This window comes from Streptomyces sp. CG4 (assembly GCF_041080655.1).
GTDB lineage: Bacteria > Actinomycetota > Actinomycetes > Streptomycetales > Streptomycetaceae > Streptomyces.
The window spans coordinates 7,833,292-7,858,423 of sequence record NZ_CP163525.1; the positions used below are offsets into that span (position 1 = coordinate 7,833,292).

Annotated in this window: 18 protein-coding genes and 1 pseudogene; 13 read left to right on the forward strand and 6 right to left on the reverse strand. The window is 73.7% G+C overall.

Annotated features, from left to right (window positions below; genetic code table 11):
- Nucleotides 1-44 precede the first annotated feature (44 nt).
- The 3 genes from AB5L52_RS35855 (at nucleotide 45) to fxsA (ending at nucleotide 3,653) form a co-directional block, all read left to right on the forward strand.
- On the forward strand, nucleotides 45-1,652 hold the full coding sequence (locus AB5L52_RS35855; protein WP_369367682.1) for an amidohydrolase: 1,608 nt from the start codon (nucleotides 45-47) through the stop codon (nucleotides 1,650-1,652).
- 555 nt (nucleotides 1,653-2,207) lie between these two features.
- The gene (locus AB5L52_RS35860) at nucleotides 2,208-3,017 is read left to right on the forward strand and encodes a polyprenol monophosphomannose synthase (RefSeq protein WP_351028271.1); all 810 of its coding nucleotides are present in this window, start codon (nucleotides 2,208-2,210) and stop codon (nucleotides 3,015-3,017) included.
- Between the two features lie 78 nt (nucleotides 3,018-3,095).
- Entirely contained in the window at nucleotides 3,096-3,653 is a 558-nt protein-coding gene (gene fxsA, locus AB5L52_RS35865) for an FxsA family membrane protein (RefSeq protein WP_369367683.1), read from the forward strand.
- Between the two features lie 80 nt (nucleotides 3,654-3,733).
- On the opposite strand, the gene AB5L52_RS35870 is transcribed toward fxsA, so the two are convergent.
- The 4 genes from AB5L52_RS35870 to AB5L52_RS35885 all read right to left on the reverse strand — a co-directional run bounded on the left by AB5L52_RS35870 (nucleotide 3,734) and on the right by AB5L52_RS35885 (nucleotide 7,226).
- On the reverse strand, nucleotides 3,734-4,108 hold the full coding sequence (locus AB5L52_RS35870; protein WP_003977404.1) for an RNA polymerase-binding protein RbpA: 375 nt from the start codon (nucleotides 4,106-4,108) through the stop codon (nucleotides 3,734-3,736).
- A 289-nt stretch (nucleotides 4,109-4,397) separates the two neighbouring features.
- Nucleotides 4,398-5,744 (reverse strand): MFS transporter, encoded by a 1,347-nt coding sequence (locus AB5L52_RS35875; RefSeq protein ID WP_369367684.1) that lies wholly within the window; start codon nucleotides 5,742-5,744, stop codon nucleotides 4,398-4,400.
- Between the two features lie 55 nt (nucleotides 5,745-5,799).
- Complete coding sequence (locus AB5L52_RS35880; RefSeq protein ID WP_369367685.1) at nucleotides 5,800-6,576, reverse strand: glycerophosphodiester phosphodiesterase; 777 nt, start codon at nucleotides 6,574-6,576, stop codon at nucleotides 5,800-5,802.
- The gene (locus tag AB5L52_RS35885) at nucleotides 6,573-7,226 is read right to left on the reverse strand and encodes a YitT family protein (RefSeq protein WP_369367686.1); all 654 of its coding nucleotides are present in this window, start codon (nucleotides 7,224-7,226) and stop codon (nucleotides 6,573-6,575) included. Before AB5L52_RS35885 ends, AB5L52_RS35880 begins: the two co-directional genes overlap by 4 nt.
- 102 nt (nucleotides 7,227-7,328) lie before the next feature.
- Between AB5L52_RS35885 and AB5L52_RS35890 the strand changes: the two genes are divergently transcribed.
- Nucleotides 7,329-8,837, forward strand: coding sequence for a PLP-dependent aminotransferase family protein (locus tag AB5L52_RS35890; RefSeq protein ID WP_369367687.1), 1,509 nt, complete (start codon nucleotides 7,329-7,331; stop codon nucleotides 8,835-8,837).
- A 163-nt stretch (nucleotides 8,838-9,000) separates the two neighbouring features.
- On the opposite strand, the gene AB5L52_RS35895 is transcribed toward AB5L52_RS35890, so the two are convergent.
- Both AB5L52_RS35895 and AB5L52_RS35900 read right to left on the reverse strand, forming a co-directional pair.
- On the reverse strand, nucleotides 9,001-10,617 hold the full coding sequence (locus tag AB5L52_RS35895; protein ID WP_369367688.1) for a hypothetical protein: 1,617 nt from the start codon (nucleotides 10,615-10,617) through the stop codon (nucleotides 9,001-9,003).
- Between the two features lie 40 nt (nucleotides 10,618-10,657).
- Nucleotides 10,658-10,852 (reverse strand): hypothetical protein, encoded by a 195-nt coding sequence (locus tag AB5L52_RS35900; protein WP_067046482.1) that lies wholly within the window; start codon nucleotides 10,850-10,852, stop codon nucleotides 10,658-10,660.
- A gap of 308 nt (nucleotides 10,853-11,160) precedes the next feature.
- Between AB5L52_RS35900 and AB5L52_RS35905 the strand changes: the two genes are divergently transcribed.
- The 9 genes and pseudogenes from AB5L52_RS35905 (at nucleotide 11,161) to AB5L52_RS35945 (ending at nucleotide 25,129) form a co-directional block, all read left to right on the forward strand.
- Nucleotides 11,161-11,553, forward strand: coding sequence for an ankyrin repeat domain-containing protein (locus AB5L52_RS35905; protein WP_351028256.1), 393 nt, complete (start codon nucleotides 11,161-11,163; stop codon nucleotides 11,551-11,553).
- Between the two features lie 298 nt (nucleotides 11,554-11,851).
- Entirely contained in the window at nucleotides 11,852-13,270 is a 1,419-nt protein-coding gene (locus AB5L52_RS35910) for a HEAT repeat domain-containing protein (protein ID WP_369367689.1), read from the forward strand.
- Between the two features lie 183 nt (nucleotides 13,271-13,453).
- The gene (locus tag AB5L52_RS35915; protein ID WP_369367690.1) at nucleotides 13,454-14,581 is read left to right on the forward strand and encodes a glycosyltransferase family 4 protein; all 1,128 of its coding nucleotides are present in this window, start codon (nucleotides 13,454-13,456) and stop codon (nucleotides 14,579-14,581) included.
- The gene (locus tag AB5L52_RS35920) at nucleotides 14,578-15,753 is read left to right on the forward strand and encodes a glycosyltransferase (protein ID WP_369367691.1); all 1,176 of its coding nucleotides are present in this window, start codon (nucleotides 14,578-14,580) and stop codon (nucleotides 15,751-15,753) included. The genes AB5L52_RS35915 and AB5L52_RS35920 overlap by 4 nt, the downstream gene beginning before the upstream one ends.
- Nucleotides 15,750-16,604 (forward strand): annotated as a pseudogene (locus AB5L52_RS35925) (SGNH/GDSL hydrolase family protein); the annotation flags it as partial. The gene AB5L52_RS35920 and the pseudogene AB5L52_RS35925, both read left to right, overlap by 4 nt.
- A 496-nt stretch (nucleotides 16,605-17,100) precedes the next feature.
- The gene (locus AB5L52_RS35930) at nucleotides 17,101-17,802 is read left to right on the forward strand and encodes a GntR family transcriptional regulator (RefSeq protein WP_351566851.1); all 702 of its coding nucleotides are present in this window, start codon (nucleotides 17,101-17,103) and stop codon (nucleotides 17,800-17,802) included.
- Between the two features lie 179 nt (nucleotides 17,803-17,981).
- Nucleotides 17,982-19,511 carry a hypothetical protein gene (locus AB5L52_RS35935; RefSeq protein ID WP_351028244.1) on the forward strand — a complete coding sequence of 510 codons (1,530 nt, stop codon included), beginning with the start codon at nucleotides 17,982-17,984 and terminating at the stop codon, nucleotides 19,509-19,511.
- A gap of 31 nt (nucleotides 19,512-19,542) precedes the next feature.
- Nucleotides 19,543-20,421 carry a hypothetical protein gene (locus tag AB5L52_RS35940; protein ID WP_351028242.1) on the forward strand — a complete coding sequence of 293 codons (879 nt, stop codon included), beginning with the start codon at nucleotides 19,543-19,545 and terminating at the stop codon, nucleotides 20,419-20,421.
- A gap of 64 nt (nucleotides 20,422-20,485) precedes the next feature.
- A complete protein-coding gene (locus AB5L52_RS35945; protein ID WP_369367692.1) occupies nucleotides 20,486-25,129 on the forward strand; it encodes a hypothetical protein in 4,644 nt (1,547 codons plus the stop codon).
- Nucleotides 25,130-25,132 lie beyond the last annotated feature (3 nt).

A 25,132-nucleotide genomic window follows, 5' to 3' on the forward strand; every position in this document is an offset into this window, starting at 1 on the left:
CCCCGGGTACAACTCGCGCCGACCGGGGCGGGAAACTGTCCGCTATGAGTGAGCCCACCGCCGAGCCCCCCAAGACCGTCCTCCTGCGCCGAGGAGAGGTGCACAGCCCCGCGGACCCGTTCGCCACGGCGATGGTGGTGGAGCGCGGCCAAGTCGCCTGGGTCGGCTCCGAGGGCGCCGCCGACGCCTTCGCCGACGGCGTGGACGAGGTGATCGACCTCGACGGCGCCCTCGTCACCCCGGCCTTCACCGACGCCCATGTGCACACCACCGCCACCGGTCTCGCCCTGACCGGCCTGGACCTCTCCACGGCCCCCTCGCTGGACGCGGCGCTCGCCCTGGTCCGCGCCTTCGCCGCCGCCCGCCCGGACGACCGCGTCCTGCTGGGCCACGGCTGGGACGCCGCCCGCTGGCCCGGCGGCCGCCCGCCGACGCGCGCCGAACTCGACGAGGCCACCGGCGGCCGCCCGCTGTACCTCTCCCGTATCGACGTGCACTCGGCGGTCGTCACCACCGCCCTGCTGGACCTGGTCCCCGACGCCGTCCCGCGCACGGACGCCCCGCTCACCAAGGACGACCACCACGCCGTACGCCAGGCCGCGCTCGCCGCCATCACCCCGGCCCAGCGCGCCGAGGCCCAGCGCACCGCTCTCGCCCACGCGGCCTCCCTGGGCATCGGCTCGGTGCACGAGTGCGGCGGCCCGCAGATCTCCTCCGAGGACGACTTCACCGGTCTGCTGAAGCTCGCCGCCGAGGCGCCCGGGCCCCGTGTCGTGGGCTACTGGGCCGAGCAGAATGCCGACAGGGCACGGGAGCTGGGCGCCGTAGGCGCGGCCGGCGACCTCTTCGCCGACGGCGCCCTCGGCTCGCACACCGCCTGCCTGCACGAGCCGTACGCCGACGCCGACCACGCCGGCACCGCCTATCTGGACGCCGAGGCCGTCGCGGCCCATGTCGTCGTCTGCACGGAGGCGGGGCTGCAGGCCGGTTTCCACGCGATCGGCGACGCCGCCGTGAGCGCCGTCGTGGCGGGCGTGCGCGCCGCCGCCGAGAAGCTCGGTCTCGCCCGGATCCGCGCCGCCCGCCATCGCGTGGAGCACGCCGAGATGCTCACCCCCGAGACCGTCGCCGGCTTCGCCGAGCTGGGCCTCATCGCCTCCGTGCAGCCCGCCTTCGACGCGCTGTGGGGCGGCGAGGACGGCATGTACGCCCGGCGGCTGGGCGCCGAGCGGGCCCGCACCCTCAACCCCTTCGCGGCTCTGCTCCGCGCGGGCGTGCCGCTCGCCTTCGGCTCCGACAGCCCGGTCACCCCGCTCGACCCGTGGGGCACCGTCCGCGCCGCCGCCTTCCATCACACGCCCGGGCACCGGGTCTCCGTGCGCGCCGCGTTCACGGCACACACGCGTGGCGGCTGGCGGGCCATCGGCCGGGACGACGCGGGCGTCCTGGTGCCGGGCGCACCCGCCGACTATGCCGTCTGGCACACCGGCGAGCTGGTCGTCCAGGCCCCCGACGACCGGGTGGCCCGCTGGTCGACCGACCCGCGCTCGGGCACGCCCGGCCTGCCCGACCTCACCCCGGGCCGTGACCTGCCGGTCTGCCTGCGCACGGTGGTGGGCGGACGGACGGTGTTCGTAGGGCCGGGCGAGTGATCTACGGGCGGGGCGCGGCCGCGACCGGCCGCCGGCGCCCCGCCGCCCGACCTGCGCATCCTCGTCGACGAACCCGGCATCTTGGTCGTCGTAGCAGGTCAGAGGGCTGTTGACAGTCGACGGCCGAGGGCCGGTAGGTTCGGCCGAGTCCACCACCGGACGCCCGACCGGGGAGCGTTCGTGCAACTCGTCGCAGCGCCGCTGGGTCAGGGACGGTGTGCCGCACCGGGGCACCGTCGCTGGGAGCCAGGCTCAGCGCCCGCGCCGCCGAGGGAACGTTCCGGCCCGGCAAGGTGTGACCCGGGTGGGGCCCGTGCGCTCAGTAGACAACGGCTTTCGGTCGATCCGCAGCCAGCGGGTCCCAGGTCGGCCCGAAGGGCGCCGGGCCCCCATCCGCCGTGGCGGGGGAGCCGGGACAGCCGGCCGAGAAGGAGCCGAAGAGCGCATTCTTACCCCCCTCTAGCGGAATCGACACCGCTCTGGGAACGACCCGGTAGGTCATCCCAGGCCGTGACCACTATGGTGGACCCCTGCGTACGATCAGAAGGGGCAGCAGTGAACGACGGCGACGGGACCTTGGCGGCCAAGGACCAGGGGAGGCAGTTCGGTCCGCTCGGCACGGCCTTGGTGATCATTCCGACCTATAACGAGGCGGAGAACATCAAGACGATCGTCGGCCGGGTGCGCAAGTCCGTCCCCGAGGCGCACGTGCTGATCGCGGACGACAACAGCCCCGACGGCACCGGCAAGCTCGCCGACGAACTGGCCGCCGAGGACGAGAACGTCCAGGTCATGCACCGCAAGGGCAAGGAGGGCCTCGGCGCCGCGTACCTCGCGGGCTTCCGCTGGGGCCTGGAGCACGGCTACGGCGTGCTGATCGAGATGGACGCCGACGGCTCCCACCAGCCCGAGGAACTGCCCCGGCTGCTGACCGCCCTCAAGAGCGCCGACCTGGTGCTCGGCTCCCGCTGGGTGCCCGGTGGCCGCGTGGTGAACTGGCCCAAGTCCCGCGTGTTCATCTCCCGCGGCGGCAGCCTCTACTCCCGGCTCGCCCTGGACCTGCCGCTGCGCGACATCACCGGCGGCTACCGCGCGTTCCGCCGTGAGACCCTGCAGGGCCTGGGCCTGGACGAGGTCGCCTCGCAGGGCTACTGCTTCCAGGTCGACCTGGCTCGCCGCGCGGTCAAGTCCGGCTATCACGTGGTCGAGGTCCCGATCACCTTCGTCGAGCGGGAACTCGGCGACTCCAAGATGAGCAAGAACATCCTCGTCGAGGCGCTGTGGCGGGTCACCGCCTGGGGTGCCGCGGAGCGTGTCGCCAAGCTCAAGGGTCTGGCCGGGGGCCGGTCCGCCAAGCAGGCCTAGGCTCGCTCAGGTCGCCGCCCGGCTCCGGCCGGGCGTCCCCTTATCCCGAGCTGAGCCGCCGCCAGGCACACTGGGAGCATGACGACTGGCGCTCCGACCTCTCCGTACCCCACCACCCGGCCCCGGCGCTCCCGGCTGCGCAGGTTTCTGCCGCTGGGGGTCGCCGCCTGGCTGGTGCTGGAGATCTGGCTGCTGACCCTCGTCGCGGGCGCGGCCGGCGGGTTCGCCGTGTTCCTGCTGCTCGTCGCGGGCTTCGTGGCCGGCTCCGTGGTCATCAAGCGGGCCGGCCGCCGCGCCTTCCAGAGTCTGAACGAGGCGCTGCAGCGGGGCGGTTCGCCGAAGAGCGGCGGTGGCAACGGGCTCATGATGCTCGGTGGCCTGCTGCTGATGATCCCCGGTCTGGTCTCCGACGTGGCCGGCCTACTCCTGCTCGTCCCGCCGGTCCAGAAGGCCGTGAGCCGGTACGCCGAGAGAGCCCTGGACAAGAGGCTGCGCTCGGCGGCCCCGGGCGGCTTCGGTGACGCCTTCCAGCAGGCCCGTATCCACCGCCCCGACGGCAAGGTCGTACCGGGCGAGGTCATCCGGGAGGACGACCGCCCGGAGCCGGGGGAGCACTACTCGCCGCTGACGCGCTGAGCGCGCCCCGCATCCACACAAAACCGCGGGCGCCGTACGTGAAACTCACGTACGGCGCCCGCGGTTCTTCGTGTGCCGCGCTATGCAGACTTGCGGCTGTCCCGGGGGTGAACTGCGATGTTCATCGCCCCCGAGCGCAGGACCGCCAGGCGCTCCTCGAGGACCTCTTCGAGCTCCTCACGCGTGCGCCGCTCCATCAGCATGTCCCAGTGGGTACGCGCGGGCTTGGCCTTCTTCTCCTCAGGGCCGTCGCCGTCGACGAGGAGTGCCTGGGCCCCGCAGACCTTGCACTCCCACTCCGGCGGAATCTCCGCCTCGACCGAGAAGGGCATCTCGAAACGGTGCCCCTTCTCACATGCGTACTCCACGGCCTGGCGCGGGGCCAGGTCGATACCGCGGTCCGTCTCGTAGCTGGTCACCACGAGGCGCGTACCGCGAAGAGCTCGCTCACTCATGAATCGTGCCTCCCGGGCTTGTCGCCCACAGGACAGGTGTCGCTGTCGTCGTCATCCGGTCAACGTCCGGTCGGCGGTAAAGATTCCCGTTCCGTGTCCCGTTCCGGGTCATGCGTCGCCGTCGTAGCCGCAGCCTTGCTGACCAATGTCGTACCCACCGGCGCCCGGTTTGTCACATCTGCTAGCAGATGTCACCCAGCGTTTCGGCATCTTTGACGCGCAGTAACGGTACGCCTGGCGGGCCAAAGGCGTACACTACCGCCCTTTCGGGTTGAGCGCTAAATCGATGCTAAATCTTCCCGGGAACCGGGTTGCCCGCGGCATCGATCGCCCGGCGCACCGGGACCCGCGCGAGCAGGGCGAATCCGATGATGAAGAAGGCCACCAGCGAGATGATCGCGGACCGGTAGCTTCCGGTCAGCTGGTAGGTCATGCCGAACAGCAGCGGCCCGAGCCAGCTCATCCCGCGGTCGCTCATCTCGTACGCCGAGAAGTACTCGGCCTCCTTGCCGGGCGGCACGAGATGGGAGAACAGCGAGCGGGACAGCGCCTGGCTGCCGCCGAGGACCAGGCCGATCCCGCCGGCCAGCACGAAGAAGAACACCGGCGCCTTCGCGGGCAGGAAGTATCCGGCCGCCAGCGTGACCGTCCAGGCCACCAGCGAGCCCAGGATCGTGCGCTGGGCGCCGTACGTCCGGGCCAGCCGTCCCATCGCCAGTGCGCCGGCCACGGCCAGCACCTGCACCAGCAGCACGGCCACGATGAGCGTGGACTGGCCGAGGCCGAGTTCCTGCGAACCGTAGACGGAGGCCTGGGTGATCACCGTCTGGATGCCGTCGTTGTAGATCAGGTACGCCAGCAGGAAGGCGAGCGTCAGCGGGTAGCGGCGCATGTCCCGGGCCGTCGCCGCGAGCTGCTTGAGCCCGGGTGCTGCGGTGCGCTCCACGCGCGCGTGCCGGTCGCGCAGCCTGCGCAGCGGTACGAGTGTGAAGGCACCCCACCACAGGCCTGCCGAGGCCAGACAGATGCGGACCGCGGCCGTCTCGGTCAGGCCGAAGGAGTCGTGCGCCGAGTACAGGACCAGGTTGGCGACGAGGACCGTGGAGCCCGCTCCGTAGCCGAAGGCCCAGCCCCGGGAGGAGACCGCGTCGCGCTCCTCGGGCGGGGCGATCTGCGGCAGATAGGAGTTGTAGAGCATCATTCCGACGGCCTGCGCGGCGTTGGCCACCACCAGCAGCAGCCCGCCGAGCAGATACCGGTCGCCGTCCAGGAAGAACATGCCCGTGGTCGCGGCGGCCCCGATGTAGGCCGCCGCCGCGAGCAGCGGCTTCTTGCGGCCCGTCCGATCGGCCGCGCTGCCCACGAGCGGCATCACCACGACGGCCAGGATCACCGACAGGGACACCGAGTAGGCGAAGAAGGAGCCCGCCCGGACAGGGATGCCCAGCGGATGCACATAGCCGTCGGCGTCCGCGGCCCGCTTGGCGACGGCCGTGAGATAGGGCCCGAGGAAGACCGTCACCACGCTCGTCGAATAGACCGAGCAGGCCCAGTCGTAGAAGTACCAGCCGCGCTGCTCGCGGCGCAGGCCGGCGGTCTCGTCCGCCGTCCGTGTCCGCAGGGTGTCGGTTTCCACCCGTGCCCTCGCCTCCCCGTTCAACTGCGAAGGCTCGGGCCCGGCGGCCGGGTGGTCAGACCCAGACGCCGCGGTCTTCCATGACCTTGCGCAACGTGTCGATGTGATCGGTCATGATGCCATCGACTCCCAGGTCCAGAAGCCGGTGCATCCGTTCCGGTTCGTTGATCGTCCACACGTGCACCTGCAGGCCGTATGCGTGGGCCGCGCGGACGAAGCGCTGGTCGACCACCGGGACGCCCGACTGGGCCTCGGGTACCTGCGCGGCGACGGCGGACCGGCGCACGGCGGCCGGCAGTCCCCACGAGCGCAGGCGCAGACTCAGCACGCCGCGCGTACCGAACGAGGTGGCCAGCCGCGGCCCGGCCAGCCGCTGCGCGCGCAGCACCCGGGCCTCGGAGAACGAGCCCACGCACACCCGGTCCCAGGCATCCGTGCGCTCGATCAGATCCAGCAACGGGCGCAGGGCGGGCTCCGCCTTGACGTCGACGTTCCAGCGGACCCCGGGGAAGGTCTCCAGCAACTCCTCGAACAGCGGCACCGGTTCACGCCCGCCCACGCGCGCCTGCCGTACGCCCTCCCACGGCAGGTCCGCGATCCGGCCCGCGCCGTCGGTGACGCGGTCCAGGGTCGAGTCGTGGAAGGCGACGAGCCGGCCGTCCGCCGTGGCGTGCACATCGGTCTCGATGTACCGGTAGCCCATGTCGACCGCGCGCCGGAACTGCGCCACGGTGTTCTCGATCCCGTCGGCGGCCCCTCCCCGGTGGGCGAAGGCTATGGGGCCCGGGTGGTCGAGGTACGGATGGCGCTTGGGCGATGTCGTGAGGCTCACGGACGCAGTATCACCCGCCCCGGTGTCGCTTCGGCAACGACCGTGCTTCGGCTCGATGCCGCCGGGACGGCGAACACCCGCAGGAACAGCTGCGCCAGCGGGCCGATCGACACGGCGTACAGCACGGTGCCGACACCGATCGTGCCGCCCAGCAGGAAGCCGGTGGCCACCACCGCCACCTCGATCCCGGTCCGCATCAGCCGGATCGAGTGGCCGGTACGCCGGTGCAGGCCCGTCATCAGTCCGTCGCGCGGGCCCGCACCGAAGCGCGCCGAGATGTACAGGCCGGTCGCCGCGCCGTTCAGCACGACGCCCGCGAGCAGCAACGGCACGCGTACGGCCAGCGAGTGCGCATCCGGGACCAGCGCGAGCGTGCTGTCCATCGCGAGGCCGACGGCGAAGACGTTCGAGACCGTGCCGAGCCCGGGGCGCTGGCGCAGCGGGATCCACAGGAGCAGTACCGCCGCTCCCACGACGATCGACACGACGCCGATGGTCAGCCCGGTCAGCTTCGCGAGCCCCTGGTGCAGTACGCCCCAGGGCTCCATGCCCAGGCCCGCCCGCAGCAGCAGCGCGGCGCTCGCGCCGTAGAGCGCGAGCCCGGTGTACAGCTGGATCAATCGGCGTCCGAGACGGTCGTGAGTGGACACGGAATACCCCCCTGGGTGGTGGCGGTGGCCTGACGCATGTCACTCTGTGGCTTGGGATGAATCGTCATCCATGGCCAATCCGGGGAAGGTGGACTGATTGTCATGGCGCAGTGGACCTCTGCGATGGGAGCCGCACAGCTCGCTCGGCTCCTCAACTCCCAGCAGGAGCGTCCGGCCGGCCCCGGCACCCGCCGCCCGCCCGCCTACCGCGCCCTCGCCGACGGCATCCGGCTGCTGGTGCTCGAAGGGCGCGTCCCGGTGGCCGCCCGGCTGCCCGCCGAACGCGAACTCGCCCTCGCCCTCTCCGTGAGCCGCACCACCGTCGCGGCCGCGTACGAGGCGCTGCGCACCGAGGGTTTCCTGGAATCCCGGCGCGGAGCCGGCAGCTGGACCGCCGTACCGGCGGGCAACCCGCTGCCCGCCCGCGGTCTCGAACCCCTGCCCCCCGAGGCCCTGGGTTCGATGATCGACCTCGGCTGCGCCTCGCTGCCGGCCCCCGAGCCCTGGCTCACCCGCGCCGTGCAGGGCGCCCTGGAGGAACTGCCGCCGTACGCCCACACGCACGGCGACTACCCGGCCGGCCTGCCCGCCCTGCGCGCGATGATCGCCGAGCGGTACACCGCGTGCGGGATACCCACCATGCCCGAGCAGATCATGGTGACCACCGGCGCGATGGGTGCCATCGACGCGATCTGTCACCTCTTCGCCGGCCGCGGTGAACGCATCGCCGTCGAATCGCCGTCCTACGCCAACATCCTGCAGCTGATGCGCGAGGCCGGCGCGCGTCTCGTCCCCGTCGCGATGGCCGAGGGCCTGTCCGGCTGGGACATGGACCGCTGGCGCCAGGTCCTGCGCGAGGCCGCGCCGCGGCTCGCCTATGTGGTCGCCGACTTCCACAACCCCACCGGTGCGCTCGCCGACGAGGACCAGCGGCGCCGGCTGGTGGACGCGGCACGCTCGGCCGGTACGGTGCTCGTCGCCGACGAGACGATGACCGAGCTGTGGTTGGACGAGGACCGGGCCGGCGCCGGCATGCCGCGCCGGGTCTGCGCCTTCGACCCGGCCGGCTCCACCGTGATCACGGTCGGCTCGGCCAGCAAGGCGTTCTGGGCGGGCATGCGGATCGGCTGGGTGCGGGCGGCGCCGGACGTCATCCGCAGCCTGGTCGCCGCGCGGGCCTACGCCGATCTCGGGACGCCGGTACTGGAGCAGCTCGCCGTCAACTGGCTGTTCAGCACCGGGGGTTGGGAGCAGGCGGTGGAGTTGCGCCGGGCGCAGGCCCGGGAGAACCGGGACGCGCTGGTGGCGGCGATCCGGCGCGAACTGCCGACCTGGGAGTTCGAGATCCCGCAGGGCGGGCTGACCCTGTGGGTCCGGGCCGGCGGCCTGTCCGGTTCCCGGCTCGCCGAAGCGGGCGAGCGGACCGGCGTCCGCGTCCCTTCCGGCCCTCGCTTCGGCGTCGACGGCGCGTTCGAGGGGTATGTGCGGCTTCCGTTCACCGTGGGGGGAGCGGTGGCGGAGGAGGCGGCGGTCCGACTGGCCGCGGCGGCTCGACTGGTGGAGACCGGCGGCACGGGCGGTACGGAGGCGCCTCGCACGTTCGTGGCCTGACGCCCACCGGCGTGGCCTGACGCCCACCGGGTCGGGGCGCGCCGCGCTCTGGCAACTGCGCGTCCGTCGTGGCTTGTCGCCAGTTCCCCGAGCCTCTTGGGGAGCTGCGGTGCCGTCGCGCAGGTAAGGGACCCGCCCCCGGTCCGTACCAGTGCACGGCGCCTCACGAAGGCTCGGCGACCACGGCTTCCGCGGGCACCGTCCGCTTCGTCAGGTCCGCCCGTTCCGGCTCCTCAGACGCCCCCGACTCCACGGGCGTCGTCCGAGCCGGCAGCAACTCCAGCACCGCCTGCCGGTCAGCGTCGCTCGTCGCGTCGTCGTAGGGATCCGGCGTCCGCGGCACCTGAAGCCGGTGCACCGGCCCGGACCCCAGCCGCGCATACCCCCGCCCCGGCGGCACCTGCCCCGGCGGCGTCGTGTGCGGTGGAGCCCCCAGCACCGCCTCCACCTGCCGGGGCGCCGCGGGCCCGAGCACGACACGCGCGCGTGTGTGCTGCCGTACCGCATCGCCGAGCGCCTGCGCACCGTCGAACTGCTCGGCCACGACGACCGTCACGTTCGCCGCGCGGCCGTGCCGCAGCGGCACCTGGAGCAGCTCCTGCGGGTCCTTGCGGCCGTCCGCGGTAGCGAGGTGGGTGAAGACGGACGGGCGGTCCACCAGGATCCACAGCGCGCGCCGGGCGTCGGCCGGTGGCGGATCGCCCGCCTGCCGGGCCAGGTTGATGGCGATGAGCCGCCGCTCGGTCTCCTGTGCCGCCCACTCCAGGCTCGCCAGCGCCCCGGGCAGCGCGCACTCCACGGTCAGCACACCGGCGCGGCCGGTCAGGCAGGCGTACTCGCCGGTGCCGCCGCCGTCGACGATCAGCACATCGCCGTACCGGAGGGCCTGCAGGGCGATGGAGCGCAGCAGGGTCGAGGTGCCGGTGCCGGGGTGGCCCATGGCCAGCAGATGCGGTTCGGTGGAGCGGACGCCGGTGCGCCAGACGACCGGCGGCACGTCGATCTGTTCCTCTCCGTAGGAGAGGGGAAGCGTGCGCTGGATCTCGCTCGGGTCGGTGAAGCCGAGGACGGTCTCGCCGGGCGCGGTGACGAAGTGCTGGGCCGGGATGTCGGCGGGCAGCGGGGGAAGGACGACGACGCTGAGCTGGTTGCCCTCCTCGTCCCACGCGAAGCGGTATTCGCGGCCCCGCCCGGACTTCGCGGTGAGCAATTGCTCGATCCGCGCGCGGGCCTCGTGCTCGCCGTCCGGGAAGTAGGCGGGGTAGCGGATCACGAGATGATCGACGCGCCCGGCGTCGTCGAACTCGTGGGCGGGGAAGGCCTTCTCCCACTCCCCGCCGTGCGCGTACAGCGGCGCCGGGTCCTCGGGGCTGGAGAAGTACGGCACCAGGGCCTCGTAGAGGGTCTGGAGCCGTTCGGCCTGGGACTCGTCGGGTCCTTCGGGGGCCGGCGGGGTGCGGTCGCGGCCCTGCCAGGCCGCCGCCGCCATCACGGTGATGACGGCGAGCAACGGCCCGTACGGCAGCAGCGCCACGACCACGATCACCGATGCCACCAGGAACAGCAGCGGCCCGTGCTTGTCCTTGGGGGTGTCCGCCCATCTGCGCCGCCCGGCCGCGGCCAGCAGCCGCAGCCCGCGCGTGACGGTGATCAGCGGGTGGAGGACGTCGGTGGCGCTGTCGGCCGCGGTCCGGGCCAGTTCCCGGCTCCGGGCGATCTGCATCCGGGCGATCTGCGCGCTGTCCTTGCTCAGAATGCGGGGGAGAGGACGCCGGGCCACTGCTGTCTCCTGGTGGTGCGTGCGTGCGGGGCGGGCGGGGTCAGAACTTGATGCCGCCGAGGAGGCTCGCCAGACTCTCGCCGCCGGCCTTGATGCTGGGGGCGATGCCCGTGCTGGCCAGGTAGAAGCCGAACAGGGCCGACGTGCATGCGTGCGAGCCCTTGAGGCCGTCCTTGCGGAAGAAGAGAAAGACGACAACGCCGAGAAGCATGACGCCTGAGACGGAGAGGATCATTTCGGGCCTCCTGGTGTCGAAGGTGGGGGACAGTCACCATGAGTTCTTCCAGGATCACAGGATGTATCCATACTATTAAAGGTGCAACTGGGTGAAATTCGGTCCATTCCGCCCGGTCGGCCCAGCGGTTCCGGCCCGGTCGAACCGGGCTCTTGCCTCAGATGGCAGCCGAGGCTGATCTTTACCTCGGGCACAACCGGTCATGTGCCGCGCGAGCCAGTACGCTGGCGATTCACTCGTACGGCCGTGTTCCGCTCGGTGCCGTACGCTCCCCGAGTCCGAAGTTTCCAGGAGAGGCGGTCCGCCCGATGAGTGAAGCCCCCGACCCCGAGGTCGTGGAGCTGGCGACCAAAATCTTCGATCTGGCCCGGCAGGGGCAGACCGAGGCGCTGGTGGCGTACGTCGACGCCGGCGTTCCGGCCAACCTCACCAACGACCGCGGCGACTCCCTGGTGATGCTCGCCGCCTACCACGGCCACGCCGAGGCGGTGCGCGCGCTGCTCGCGCGGGGCGCGGCGGCGGACCAGATCAACGACCGAGGCCAGACCCCGCTCGCGGGCGCGGTCTTCAAGGGCGAGACCGAAGTGATCAAGGCGCTCCTGGAGGGTGGAGCCGACCCCGCGGCGGGAACGCCGTCGGCGGTCGACACCGCCCGGATGTTCGGCAAGGCGGAACTCCTGGAGCTGTTCGGCGCGCACTGACGCGCATGTCCTGACCAGGTACGACACAGAAAACGGGGGAGGCGGTAAAGGGCCGCCGGAAATACGGTCGCGGCAGCACACACCGCGGGTCATCATGACGACGTGATTCACGGACGCGATGGCTGGGCAGGTGTTGCCGCACCGCGCGGGCCGTGATGCGGTCCGCATGGGCCACAGACGAGAGGCAGAGAGATGGTCTACAGCAAGCAAGAGACGGCGGGCGCTCCGACGTTGTGTCACGCGGCCAGGTAGTGCGTGTTCCCCGGTTGCGTCGACGCTTGATGTGAGGCTGTTTCCCATGTTCGATCCGTTCATAGCGCCGAGCGGTACGCTGCTCGGCCTGTTGCAGCGGGGCCGTGGCGACGGCACGCTGCACGCGCTCACCGCGCCACGCGCGGAAGCGCTCGCGGCACTGAACCAGTGCGTGTTGCGCGACCCCCGCCAGGACTGGCAGGTGGAGAACCGCTCCCTCTACTACGCCCGTCTCTACCTCGACCTGGACGGCGAACTGGACGCCATCGAGGCCCATCTCTTCGGCCCCGAGGACATCCTCGACACCGACGAGTGCCGTACCGGCCTCGCCCTCGCCGTGCTCGGACACCTCGCCTCCTACGGCAGGCGGGACGCGCTCGAACTGCTGCGCAGGTATGCCGCCCACGGCTCCAACTGGGCCTGGGCCCTGGACGAGCTGGCCCTCAGGGACGACGACGCGGGCCTGCGCGCCCTCGCCGCACCCGTCCTGGCCCGCTTCGCCACCGACCCCGAGGGCGAGGCCGAGCTGGCCACCGTCGTGCGCGACGCCTTCGAGCCGCGGCCCTGGCGCCTGTGGGCGGAGGATGCGCGCGAATCGATCGCCACGCGCGTGCGTACCGCCCAGGAGACCGGCTGTTTCGACCGCTGGCAGCGCCAGATGCGGCCCACCGGCCCTCGGCCCGGATGGAGCGTGCGCGCCGTCTTCGAGTGGGCCCAGCAGGGCATGGAGCGCGGCGCCGCCCTCCATGTGCCGGCTGCCCGCTGCCTGGTCGCCGTGGCCGGCCCCGAGGACCGGCCGGAGATCCTCCAGGCCGCCCGCAACGGCATGGACGGGGCGCGTTGCACTGCGCTGCGCTACCTCGCCGACAGCAACGACCCCGAGGCGCTCGACCTGATCGAGGCCGCCGTGGCCGACGGCACGACCGTCGTCGTGGAGGCCGCCGTCGACGCCTTCGAACGGATGCGCAGTATCGCCACCGTGGACCGCGCGCGTCGCTGGGCCCAGCGCCCCGATGCGCTCGGGGCCGCCGCCGGACGCATGCTCGCCTGCCGCGGCGGCGTCCAGGACCGCGACCTCGTCCTCGGCGCCCTCCGCGAGGCCGTACGGGGTGAAGGCCCCGACGCGCCCACGCTGTGGACCCTGGTCGACGGCACCGGACGCCTCGGCATCGCCTGCGCCGCCCCCGTCCTGCGGCACATCTACCGCGAGACGGCCTCCTCCCATCTCCGCGGCCGGGCCGCCCGCGCCCTGGCCGCCACCGACCCCTCCTTCGCCACCGGCTTCGCCGTCGAATGCCTGTGGGACTGCGAGGAGACCACCCGCGAACTCGCCGCCCGGCACGCCGAGACCGGCGACACCCGGGTCGTGGAGCGCCTGCGCCGACTGGCCGCCGATCCGGCCGAGGAGGCGGAGGTGCAGACGGCGGTCCGCAGCCGCTTCGGACCGGACGCCGCCCTGGGCTGACCTCACGCACGCACCCGGCGGGCGGACGACCGCCCGCCGGGTGAACACCGGGTGTCCCGCAGGTCAGCCGGTCATGACCGGCGTCTGACCTGCTCGGGTGTGCCGCCCAACGCTCATGGGACGTTCCCCGAGCGGAAAGATCGAAGTCGACGCGGCCACGTCCTGCACGGCGACAACACCCCTATGCGTGTCGTCATCGTGACCGAATCCTTTCCCCCCGATGTGAACGGCGTGGCCCACTGCGCGCTCCAGACCGCCCGGCACCTCGTAGATCGCGGTCACCATCCGCTCGTCGTCGCCCCCGCCCCCGCTCCGGGCAGCGGACCGGACACGGACGCCCCGTGCCCGGTCGTCCGGATCCCCTCCCTCCCGCTCCCCGGCTACCCCCAGGTCCGCGTCGCCCTCCCCAGCCGGCGCCTCGCCGCGGCGCTCGTCGAGCACCGCGCCGACCTGGTCCATCTCGCCAGCCCCTTCGTCCTCGGCGTCCGCGGCATGGCCGCCGCCGCCAAGCTCGGCATCCCCGCCGTCGCCGTCTACCAGACCGACCTGGCCGGATACGCCCGCACCTACATGGGCGCCGGCGAGGCGGCCGCCTGGCGGCGGATCCGCTCCGTGCACGCCGCCGCCGACCGCACCCTGGCCCCCTCCAGCGCCGCCCTCGGCGACCTGGAGGCGCACGGCGTGCCCCGGGTCCGGCTGTGGCCGCGCGGCGTGGACACCGTACGTTTCCGGCCAGACCTCCGCGATGAGGCCCTGCGCCGCGAACTCGCCCCCGACGGCGAGGTCCTCGTCGGCTACGTCGGCCGGCTCGCCCCCGAGAAGCACGTCGAACTCCTCGCCGGCGCCTGCGGCCTGCCCGGCGTCAAGGTCGTGATCGTCGGCGACGGGCCCAGCCACGACCACCTCACCGAGGCCCTGCCCGGCGCCGTCTTCCTCGGCCGCCGCACCGGCGGCGACCTCGCCCGGATCTTCGCCTCGCTGGACGTGTTCGCGCACACCGGCCCCTTCGAAACGTTCTGTCAGACCGTCCAGGAGGCCATGGCCAGCGGCGTCCCGGTCGTCGCCCCCGCCGCCGGCGGCCCGCTCGACCTGGTCGCCCACGGCCGTACCGGACTGCTCGTCCCGCCGCGCGACGTCACCGCCGTGACGGAGGCCGTCCGCGAACTGGCCGCCGACCCGGCGCGACGGAGCGCGTTCGGCACCGCCGCGCGCGCCATGGTCGAGGGCCGTACCTGGGCCGCCGTCTGTGACCAGCTGATCGGCCACTACGACGATGTCCTCGCGGCCCGCAGGACGGTGGTGGCGGCATGACCGGCCAGTCCGTGCGCATCGTCCGGCTCGCCAACTTCGTCGCCCCGGCCTCCGGCGGTCTGCGCACCGCCCTGCGCGAGCTGGGCAAGGGCTTCCAGACCGCGGGCCACGAAGCGGTGCTTATAGTGCCCGGCGAACGCCACACCGACCGCGACACCGAGCAGGGCCGGGTCATCACCCTGCCCGGCCCGCTGCTGCCCGGCACCGGCGGCTACCGCGTCCTCACCGACAAGCGGCGGGTGGCCGCCCTCCTGGAGGAGCTGGCCCCGGACCGCCTGGAGGTGTCCGACCGTACGACCCTGCGCTGGACCGGCCGCTGGGCCCGCCGCGCGCGCGTGCCCGCCGTGATGGTCTCCCACGAGACCGCCGACGGCGTGCTGCGCACCTGGGGTCTGTCCGAGAACCTCTCCCGCAAGGCCGCCGACGCCCTCAACACCCGTACCGCGCACGTCTACTCGCGGGTGGTGTGCACGACCGAGTTCGCCGAGCGCGAGTTCGTGCGCATCGGCGCGCGCAACGTCGTACGCGCCCCCCTCGGCGTCGACCTGATGGAACGGCACCCCGCGCTGCGCGACCCGGGGCTGCGCACGCTCCACGCGCGTGGCGGCGAGGCGTTGCTCGTCATGTGCTCGCGACTGTCCGTGGAGAAGCGGCCCGGCACGGCCCTGGACGCCCTGGAGGCGCTGCTGCGCCGCGGGCGGCGGGCGGTGCTCGTGGTGGCCGGGGACGGACCGCTCAAGGTCCGCCTCGAGCAGCGTGCGCGGGAGCTCGGGCTGCCGGTGACGTTCCTCGGGCACGTCGCCGACCGGGCCGCGCTCGGCGCCCTCCAGGCCACCGCCGACGTCGCCCTCGCGCCCGGGCCCGCCGAGACCTTCGGGCTCGCCGCCCTGGAGGCCATGGCGTGCGGCACGCCCGTCGTGGCGAGCGCGTCGTCCGCGCTGCCCGAGGTCATCGGCTCCGCCGGGGCCACCGCCGCCGACCGGGGCGAGGCGTTCGCCGACGCCGTGGAAATGCTCCTCGACCGCGGTGAACCCGAGCGGCGCGAGGCGGCACGCGCGCGTGCCGAGTGCTTCGGCTGGGGTACGGCCGTGGAGGCCTTCCTGGCGGCCCACGACGCCGAGGTGCTCCGACCCGCCGGCGCCCGGCGCACCGTGTCGGAGGGCGTGGCATGACGCACCGTGTCGCAGGGCGTGGCACGAGACCCGTCCGCTTCGTCGCCCTCGGGGACTCGCTGACCCAGGGCGTGGGCGACCCCGCCGGGGACGGCTGGCGGGGCTGGGCCGCGCTGCTCGCGCCCGCCCTCGCCGAAACCACCGACGGCGTGCAGTTCACCAACCTCGCGGTCAGCGGAGCACAGACCCGTGACGTCATGGAGCGGCAGACGCCGGCCGCCCTCGAACTCCGTCCCGACGTGGTGTCGGTGGTGATCGGCGTCAACGACACCCTGCGCCGCACCTTCGACATCCAGGCGGTCGCCGCCCACCTCGACGAGGTCTACGCGACCTTCACGCGCGCGGGCGCCACCGTGCTCACCGCCTGCCTGCCCGACCCCGGCGCGATGCTGGGTCTGCCGGGCGCCCTGGCCCGCCCGCTGGCCCGCCGGCAACGGGCCGTCAACACGATCGTGCACGCGCTGTCCGAGCGCTACGGGGCCGTCCACCTGCACGCCGCGGACGGCACCTGGATCACCGACCGGGCCCTGTGGAGCGCGGACCGGCTGCACCCGGGCGAGCGCGGGCACCGGCAGCTCGCCGTCCGCTTCCACGCCCTGCTCACCGAGGCGGGCCGCGCGACGGGGCGGCCGCCGTCGCCCGAACCGGAGTTCCCCGCGCCGACCAAAGCGGCGAGCCTGCTGTGGCTCGCCACGGCCGGCACCGGCTGGGTGGTCCGGCGCTGCCACGATCTGCTGCCGCAGTTGCTCCGGCTGGCGGCCGACGAACTGCACCACCGGGCCCGGGGCACCAGCGCCCGCCTCGACCTCAGTGCCTCGGCCGCGGTGTCCGCGGCCCTGTCCGCCCTGACGGAGGGCACCGGCAAGGACGCCGAGGCTCAGCGGCGCCCTGCCGGCACGAGCACGCACCCGGCGGTGATCCCTGGTCCCACCCGCGCGCCCGTGATGCCGAGTACGACCGGCCCGTCCACGCCTACGGGTACGGGCCGCGACGTCACGGTGCTGGAGACGGGTCGCGAGGCCACGGTGCGGGCTGCGGCTCGCGAGGTGACGGTGCCGGACCCGGCTCGCCCGGCCGTCGGCGCACAGGCGGCGCGGACTACCGCGATCACCGGGTAGCAATCGGCGACCGGGGCCGAGGCTGGGGCCGGGGCTGGAGGCCGGTGGCTGGTGGCCGGTGGGTCGGTCGCCGGGCACACCGGGTGACCGGCCAGTCGGATCCTGGGCCGCGCGGCGGGCCGGGCTCCGCAGGGAGCTCACTGCTGCCGGGCCCGAGCCCGCCAGATCGTTCAACAATCCGTCAATACCCACGTTGTCTCGTTCCGGTGTGTGCGATTGAATTCCGGGCATGGCAGAGCAGCTGACGGCACTGGCCGACGACCGTGCGCTCCTGGGGCGTACGAGCACGGCGGAGCGGGTGTCGGACATCCTCCGGACCCGTATCGCCGACGGCTACTTCCCGCCCGGCACCCGGCTGTCGGAGGACGGCATCGGCGGGGCGCTCGGGGTGTCCCGCAACACCCTGCGCGAGGCGTTCCGGCTGCTCACGCACGAACGCCTGCTGGTCCACGAACTCAACCGCGGTGTGTTCGTGCGGGTCCTGACCGTCGAGGACGTCGAGGACATCTACCGCACGCGCGCCCTGGTCGAGTGCGCCGTCGTCCGCGGCCTCGGCGAGCCGCCCTACCGGCTGGAGGGAGTGGCCGCGGCGGTCGTCGAGGGAGAGGCGGCGACCGCCGGGAACGACTGGAAGACGCTGGGCACCGCCAACATCCACTTCCATCGGGAACTGGTCGCCCTCGCCGGCAGCGAGCGCACCGACGAACTGATGCGCAGCGTCTTCGCCGAGCTGCGGCTCGCCTTCCACGTCGTCGACGACCCGCGCCGGCTGCACGAGCCCTACCTCGCCCGCAACCGCGAGATCCTGCGGGCGCTGCAGGCCGGCGACAAGAGCGCGGCCGAGCGGCTGCTGAAGACCTACCTCACCGATTCCCTGGAGCGGGTCGTGGAGGTGTACCGGAGACGAGTCGGCGAGGAGAGCACGCCGTAGGGGCGCGGGGCCGTATCGATCCGCGGCTCCGCTCGATCCGCGGCTCCGCCGCGACGGGGGAGCGACCGGCCGAGCGGCCACGGACGGCCCGCAGCCGAGGAACGACGCGGGTGTCCCGGCACTTCCGGCGGAGCCGCCCGTTTGGGTCGATGTCAGACCGAGGACCTAGTCTGTGCACCGTGACTTCGCCTGCATCGACGGACAGCGTTCCGCCCCAGCTCAGCGCGGGGCCGCGCCCGGCTCCGGGCCCGGCCGCCGACGAGGGGCTGGCGCGGCGGCTGCGCGCGCTCGCCTGCACCGCGCCGCTGCACGACCTCGACGCGCGCAAGGCCAACCTGGCCGGTGAGTACTCGGTGTACGGCATGGCCGAGGTCGCCCTCGCCGCCATCGACCTGGTCACGCTCAACATGGACTTCGACACCGGCGCCGACCACGAGCAGATCGTGGCCCGGCTCGTCCCACGCATCGCCGCCCAGGCCCCGCACCGCCCGGCCGCCGAGCACGAGCGCGTGGCCCGCTGGGTCCTGGAGAACCTGATCAACGTCGGCAGCGTGGACCGCGGCTTCCGCGCCGTCTACGGCACCTTCGCCCCGGACGGCACGTACGTCCGCAGGGACTACGACTTCAAGCTGATCGAAGAGGTCCCCGGCCCCGGCGGCACGGTCTATCTGCGCACGACGGACGAGGCGGTCAACGTCCTGGTCGGCGCCCTCGACACCGACGTCACCAGCGCCCAGATCGCCGCCGAGGTCAAGCTGGAGGTGCTGATCAGCCGCGGTCGGCTCGCCGACGCCCAGCTCGCCGCCGAGCAGGCCCGCTACCGCACGGTGCAGTACTCGGAAACCCTGCGCCGCGCCCTGGACGCCACCCGGCGCAACGTCCGCGCGGTCGACTGGCTGAGCGCCGTGCCCGACATGATCGCCGAGGCCCTGGACCACGTGGCCGACCGCTACCGCCACGAGAACGCGATCCTGACCAACATCCGCAAGGCCCGCGACGAGACCGAGGAGCCCGAGCACAAGCGGCGCGCCGCCGAGCTGGTCGACATCGTCAAGGACTGCATCCGGCGGCACACCCAGCTGCAGTCCCGGCTGCTGGAGGCGGGCCCGCTGTTCCGTGCCGAGCAGGACCGGCAGGCCTTCGCCGCACCGGCGACCACCTCCGGGACGGACCTGTACGGCCATCTCCTCGCCCCCGTCCTGCCGTTGCCCCTGGAGCAGGCGATCCGGGCCACGGACGCCTTCTTCGCGAACGGCACGGGTCTGCGTACCCCGGTGTCGGTGCGGGTCGGCGACCTCGTGGAGATCCTGCTGACGCCGCCGGTGGAGCGGGAGCACCTGGGCGCGGAGATGCCGGAGCCGGATCTGATCGCCACGCCGGACGACAGCCGGTTCAGCGAGGAGCAACTGGCCTCCGCGACGGAGCTGCTGGACCTTCCGGCCGACGCGCCGCGCAGGCTGTCGGGCCTGCTGGCCGAGGCCCGGCGGACCGGGGATCCCGATCTGGCCTATCTGGTGGCCCTGCTGGCGGTCCACGCCGCCAGCCCGGCCGTCGGCACCGCCTACCGCCAGGGCGAGGAGAAGCTGCTGTTCGCCGTGGACGACGGGACCGAGCTGGACGACCCCGAGTTCGGCGGGGCCGATCTCATCGTGGGGACCGCGCTGCTGGACGCCGCGGGGATGGCGGCGGACCGGACGGAAGCAGCATGAGCAAGCAAGAACGCGACAAGGAGCCGAAGCCGTGACCGAGCACGTCGACCGGAGTGAGCCCGAGCCCGCCGCCGCGCCGGCCGGTTCCGCCGTCACCCCCGCCGACGCCGCCGACGCGGCGCGGCTCGTCGCCTTCGGGCTGCAGCCCAAGCTGCAGCCCGCGCGGGACCAGGAGTACACGGAGCTGCTGCGCCGCTACCGGGAGGACCCGGCGTTCGCGCGGCTCGCCGACGCCGTCGCCGCCGGTCTGGGGCTCGTCGTACTGGAGGTGTCCCCGCGCGCGGGGATGGCCGTGACGGCCGCCGAGGACTCGGTGTTCGCCGTCCGCATGGGAGACTACGCGCGTCGCACCGCCGCCGACTCCGGCGACCGCTTCCTGCACGGCCTCGCCCATCTCGCCGCCGCCGCACTGGCGTTCCCGCGCCCGGAGGACCTGGCCGACGACACCTACATCGGCCGCGTCACCGTCAACGGCGTCGACGCGTTCGTACGGCAGGCCTGCCGGCGCCTGGAGGAGCGGGCCGAGGAACTGGGCGAGAACACCGACCCGGCGACCGACGCGCCCGGCCTTGAGGCCGCCTGGCGGATCTGGGCCAGACGCAGCGCCACCGGCGCCACCAAGGACGCCCGCCGCCCGGCCGCCTCCACCACCGGCATCGTCGCCAAGGCCCTGGCCTTCCTCACCGACTCGGGCTTTCTGCAGCGCACCGGCGACGACAGCGGCGGCACGTACCGCACCACGGCCCGCTACCAGCTCCAGGTCCGTGACATGGCCGGCAGCGCCGCCCTGGCCGAACTGCTGGAGCTGGGCGTCGTACCGGTGACCGACGGCACGGCCAGCCTGCTGCCCGCCGACGACACCGAGGACCTGGAGCTCGTGGCCGACGCCGGGCTGCCGTTCCACTCCTGAGGGCCGACAGGCTCCCGAAGCACCAGAACCACCGCACTTTTCACCAGACTTACGAGAGTCCGCCATGTACGAGCTGTCCCGGGTCCGCCTCTACTCCATCGGTCCCGCCGGTGCGCGCTATGCCGACACCGTGCTTGACCTGCGGGGTGTCGGCGCGCCCGTGCCCGACCCGGCGCCCATGCAGGCGGAGTTCTTCGAGGAGGAGCCGGCCGGCCCGCCGCGCCGGCCCGCGCCCGCCGGCGTGCTCTTCCTGGAGAACGGCGGCGGCAAGTCCGTGCTGCTCAAGCTGATCTTCTCGGTGATGCTGCCGGGCCACCGCAACACCCTGGGCGGCGCCAGCTCCGGTGTGCTGCGCAAGTTCCTGCTGGCCGACGACTGCGGCCATGTGGCGCTGGAGTGGCAGCATGTGCAGACCGGCGAGTGCGTCGTCGTCGGCAAGGTGAGCGAGTGGCGCGGGCGGCAGGTGTCCAACGATCCGCGGAAGTTCGCCGAGGCCTGGTACTCGTTCCGGCCCGGGCCCGGTCTGAGCCTGGACAACCTGCCGGTCGCCGAGGCCACCGCGGTACGGCCGCCCGTCGAGGGCACCTCGGGCGCCCAGGGCCGGCGCCGCACCATGAAGGGCTTCCGTGACGCCCTGATGGAGGCGGGCAAGGCCTATCCGCATCTGGAGGTGCACTGGGAGGACATCCACGACCGCTGGATCGAGCACCTCGGCGACCTCGGCCTGGACCCCGAACTCTTCCGCTACCAGCGGGAGATGAACGCCGACGAGGGCGAGGCGGCCGGTCTCTTCGCGGTGAAGAAGGACTCCGACTTCACCGACCTGCTGCTGCGCGCCGTCACCGACACCCGGGACACCGACGGGCTCGCCGACCTCGTCAGCGGCTTCGGCAACAAGCTGGGCCGGCGCGCCGAGCTCATCGCCGAACGGGACTTCACCGCCGGCTCGGTCGACCTGCTCGGGCGGATCGTCGAGGCCGCCGAGGCTCGCTCACGCGCGCGTGACGTCCAGGCCGGGGCCGAGCGCCGTACCCGCACGCTCGCCCGGCGGCTGTCCGCGCGGGCGGTGCGGGAGCGGGTGCGGGCCGCGGACCTCGCCCAGCGGGTCACGGCCGCCGCCTACGCGGTCACCCACTCCGAGGGCGCCCGCGAGCGCAGCGCCCTGATCGCCGCCGAACTCGCCTACCGGCATGCGTCGTTGGCCCTCGCCGCCGCCGAGAAGTCCGCCGCCGCGCAGAAGCGCGAGCTGGCCGACGCGCGCACCCTGCACTCCGCCTGGCAGGCCGCCGAGGCCGTGCTGCGGCACCGCGCCGCCGCGGATCGTGTCGCCCGCGTGTCCGCCGCCATCCAGGAGGCCGAGCGGGACGCCGCGCCCGCGCTCGCCGCGCGCGCCAAGGCCGCCGTGGACCTCGTACGGGCCCTGCACGCGGCCGCCGAGAGCGCCGAGGCGCTCGCCAACGAGGAGGAGGAGCGCTCCGCCGCCCTCCAGGAGGTCAGCGACTGCGCCTACCGTGACTCCACCGCCGCCGCCACCGAGGCGCAGCGCGCCCGCAGCGAGACCGGGCATCTGCGCCAGCGCCTCGCCGAGGTCGAGCAGGAGACCGCCGAGGCGGTCCGCGCGGGCTGGCTCGACGACAGCGCCCCGGACGCCGACCCGGCGCGTGCCGCGCTGGCCGCCAGCGATGCCGAGAAGACCGCCGTCGCCGCCTGGGACGCGGCCCGTGAAGCCGCCCGCAAGGTCACCGAGCACGCGCGCGAGGCGGCTTCCGCCGAGTCCCGGGCGGAACTGACCGCGGCCCGCGCGGCGGACGCCGCGGCGGCGGCCGAGCGCGCCCACGAGGCCGAGCGGCGCCTCGCCGAGTCCCTGGCCGCGGAGGAGCGGCTCGCGGAGCTGCTCAGCCTGCCGGGTGCGCCGAGCCGGGTGCGGGTGCCCGCCCCGAGGGCGGACCTGGACGACGACACACGCGCGGGATCCGCGACGGACCCCGCCGTCCCCGCCGAGACCCCGCTCACCTGCGAGGAACTCGACCGGTTCGCCGACGAGTTGCGCGAGCTGCTGGACGACGCCGTGTCGACCGCCGAACGGCACCTGTTCGACCTGCGCACCGCCGCCGCCGACGACTCACGGATCCTCGGCGCGCTCGGTGACGGCGGACTGCTGCCGCCCGGCCCGGACGTCCTCGCCACGGTGGAGTTGCTCGGCGAGCACGGCATCCCGGCGCTGCCGGGCTGGCGCTATCTCGCCCAGGCCGTCGACCCCGCCGACCACGCACGCGTGCTCGCCGCCCGCCCGGAACTGGTCGACGGCGTGATCATCACCGACCCGGACACACACGCGCGTGCCCGCGAGACGCTCGGCGACGCCGCCCTGCTGCCCCGCTCCGCCGTCGCCGTCGGCACGGCCGCCGCCCTGCTCGCCCCGCCGCCCGCCGACAGCGCGGCACCCGGTGACGTCTTCCTCGTGCCGCCGAACCCGGCCATGCACGACGAGCACGCCGCCGACGAGGAACGGCAGGCGCTGCGCGCGCGGGCCACCGAGCGCGACGAGGAGATCCGCGCCCTGGCCGCCCGGCTCGGCAAGGACCGTGAACTGGCCGCCCGGCTCGCCTCCTGGCGCAGCGGCTGCCCCGCCGGCCGCCTCACCGAGCTGGCCGGGGCCGCCGAGGAGGCCCGGACCTTCGCCGAGGAGGCCGAGGCCGAGCTGGCCGAGGCGCGCACCGTACGCGCAGAGTCCGACGAGGCCGCCGCCGAGGCCGCACAGGTCCGCGACGAGCGGCAGGAGGCCGCGCAGAAGGCCCGCCGCGCCGCCGACGTCCTTGCCGGACTCGCCCACCGGCTGCGCGAACGCGCCGGCTGGCAGGTCCGGCTGCGTGAACTCGCCGACGAGGCAACGGAGTCCGAGGCGCGCGCGCAGTCCTGCCTGGAGCGCGCCCGCGCCGCCGACGAGGACCGCCGCGCCGCCCAGCGCGCCGCCGACGACGCCCGCCGCACCGCCCGCGCCCTGCGTGCCGAGCGCTCCGAGATCGCCGGTGCCCCGGACGACGTACCGGTTGAGGACACGGACACCCCCAAGGCGTCCCTGCCCGCCCTTCGCGAGGCCTACCGGGCCGCCTCCCAGGTGTACGAGAAGGTCGGTGTCGGCGCCGACCTGCGCGCCGAGCAGGCCCGCGCGGAGAGCGACGAGAGCGCCGCCCGCGCCGAGCTGGACCGGCTCAGCAACAAGGTCCGTACCCGCGCCGAGCAGCTGCTTCAGTCGCCCGACGGCTCGGACGGCCCCTCCCGGCAGGCCGCCGCCGCCCGTGCGGAGGAGCTGGTGCAGCTCTTGGAGACCCGCATGTCCAGCGCGAGCGAGCAGCTCGGCCGGCTGCGTGGCGAGGCCGAACGGCACGCCCCCGAGGACGGCGAGGCGCACACCGAGCTGCCCGAGGAACTGCTCCCGCGCGACGCCGAGCACGCCCAGGCGTTGCTGCGCACCGCGACCGGCGAACTCGCCGCCCGCACCGAGGCGTTGACCGAGGCCCGCGACGCACATGCCGAGTTGCTGGACGCCCACCGGGCCGCCGAGGACGCGGCCGGCGGCTTCGACGAGATCGCCGCGATGCTCCGCGACCTGCTGCGCGAGCACACCCCCGAGGAGGAGCAGGAGGAGCAGGAGCCGTACCCGGGCAGCCTGGAGGAGGCCCGGCACTCCGCGGCCGAGGCCCGCCGCTCGCTGCGCGGCTGCGCCGCCGACCTGTCCGCCGCCGAGGCGGCCGTGCGCGAGGCGAGCGACGTGCTGGTCCGGCACGCCAACTCCACCCGCTACGAACAGGTCCGCACCCCCGCCCGGCAGCAGATCCGCGAACTGCCCGCGGCCGCGCTGCCGGAGCACGCGCAGAAGTGGGCCGACGCCTTCGCGCCCCGACTGCGCGTCCTGACCGACGAGCTGGCGCAGCTGGAGCGCAACCGCGACTCGATCGTGGACCGCCTGCGCGGCCTGGTCGAGTCCGCCCTCGCCACCCTGCGCTCCGCCCAGCGCCTCTCCCGGCTCCCCGAAGGCCTCGGCGAGTGGTCGGGGCAGGAGTTCCTGCGCATCCGCTTCGAAGAGCCCGACCAGGCCACCCTCACCGAGCGGCTCGGCGAGGTCATCGACGAGGCCACCCGCGCGGCCGTGAAGAAGAACTCCGACCTGCGCCGCGACGGCATGTCCCTGCTGCTGCGGGGCGTCGCGGCCGCCCTCCAGCCCAAGGGGGTCGCGGTCGAGATCCTCAAGCCGGACGCCGTACTGCGCGCCGAACGCGTCCCGGTCGGTCAGATGGGCGACGTGTTCTCCGGCGGCCAGCTGCTCACCGCCGCCATCGCGCTCTACTGCACCATGGCCGCCCTGCGTTCGAACGACCGAGGCCGGGACAAGCACCGGCACGCCGGCACGCTGTTCCTGGACAACCCCATCGGCCGCGCCAACGCCACGTACCTGCTGGAGCTGCAGCGGGCCGTGTCGGACGCGCTCGGTGTGCAGCTGCTGTACACCACCGGCCTGTTCGACACGACCGCGCTCGCCGAGTTCCCGCTGGTCATCCGGCTGCGCAACGACGCCGACCTCAGGGCGGGCCTGAAGTACATCAGCGTGGAGGAACACCTCCGTCCCGGGCTGCCGCAGCAGCCCCAGGCCGGAGAGGCGGTGCACAGCGAGATCACGGCGACGAGGATGTTCAAGAAGCCGGCGTGACGC

Excerpts from the sequence above, each read along its gene's own strand:
- AB5L52_RS35855 (WP_369367682.1), top strand. The coding sequence starts at position 45 with ATGAGTGAGCCCACCGCCGAGCCCCCCAAGACCGTCCTCCTGCGCCGA.
- fxsA (WP_369367683.1), top strand. The coding sequence starts at position 3,096 with ATGACGACTGGCGCTCCGACCTCTCCGTACCCCACCACCCGGCCCCGG.
- AB5L52_RS35870 (WP_003977404.1), bottom strand. The coding sequence starts at position 4,108 with ATGAGTGAGCGAGCTCTTCGCGGTACGCGCCTCGTGGTGACCAGCTAC.
- AB5L52_RS35890 (WP_369367687.1), top strand. The coding sequence starts at position 7,329 with ATGGCGCAGTGGACCTCTGCGATGGGAGCCGCACAGCTCGCTCGGCTC.
- AB5L52_RS35900 (WP_067046482.1), bottom strand. The coding sequence starts at position 10,852 with ATGATCCTCTCCGTCTCAGGCGTCATGCTTCTCGGCGTTGTCGTCTTT.
- AB5L52_RS35905 (WP_351028256.1), top strand. The coding sequence starts at position 11,161 with ATGAGTGAAGCCCCCGACCCCGAGGTCGTGGAGCTGGCGACCAAAATC.
- AB5L52_RS35910 (WP_369367689.1), top strand. The coding sequence starts at position 11,852 with ATGTTCGATCCGTTCATAGCGCCGAGCGGTACGCTGCTCGGCCTGTTG.
- AB5L52_RS35915 (WP_369367690.1), top strand. The coding sequence starts at position 13,454 with ATGCGTGTCGTCATCGTGACCGAATCCTTTCCCCCCGATGTGAACGGC.
- AB5L52_RS35920 (WP_369367691.1), top strand. The coding sequence starts at position 14,578 with ATGACCGGCCAGTCCGTGCGCATCGTCCGGCTCGCCAACTTCGTCGCC.
- AB5L52_RS35930 (WP_351566851.1), top strand. The coding sequence starts at position 17,101 with ATGGCAGAGCAGCTGACGGCACTGGCCGACGACCGTGCGCTCCTGGGG.
- AB5L52_RS35945 (WP_369367692.1), top strand. The coding sequence starts at position 20,486 with ATGTACGAGCTGTCCCGGGTCCGCCTCTACTCCATCGGTCCCGCCGGT.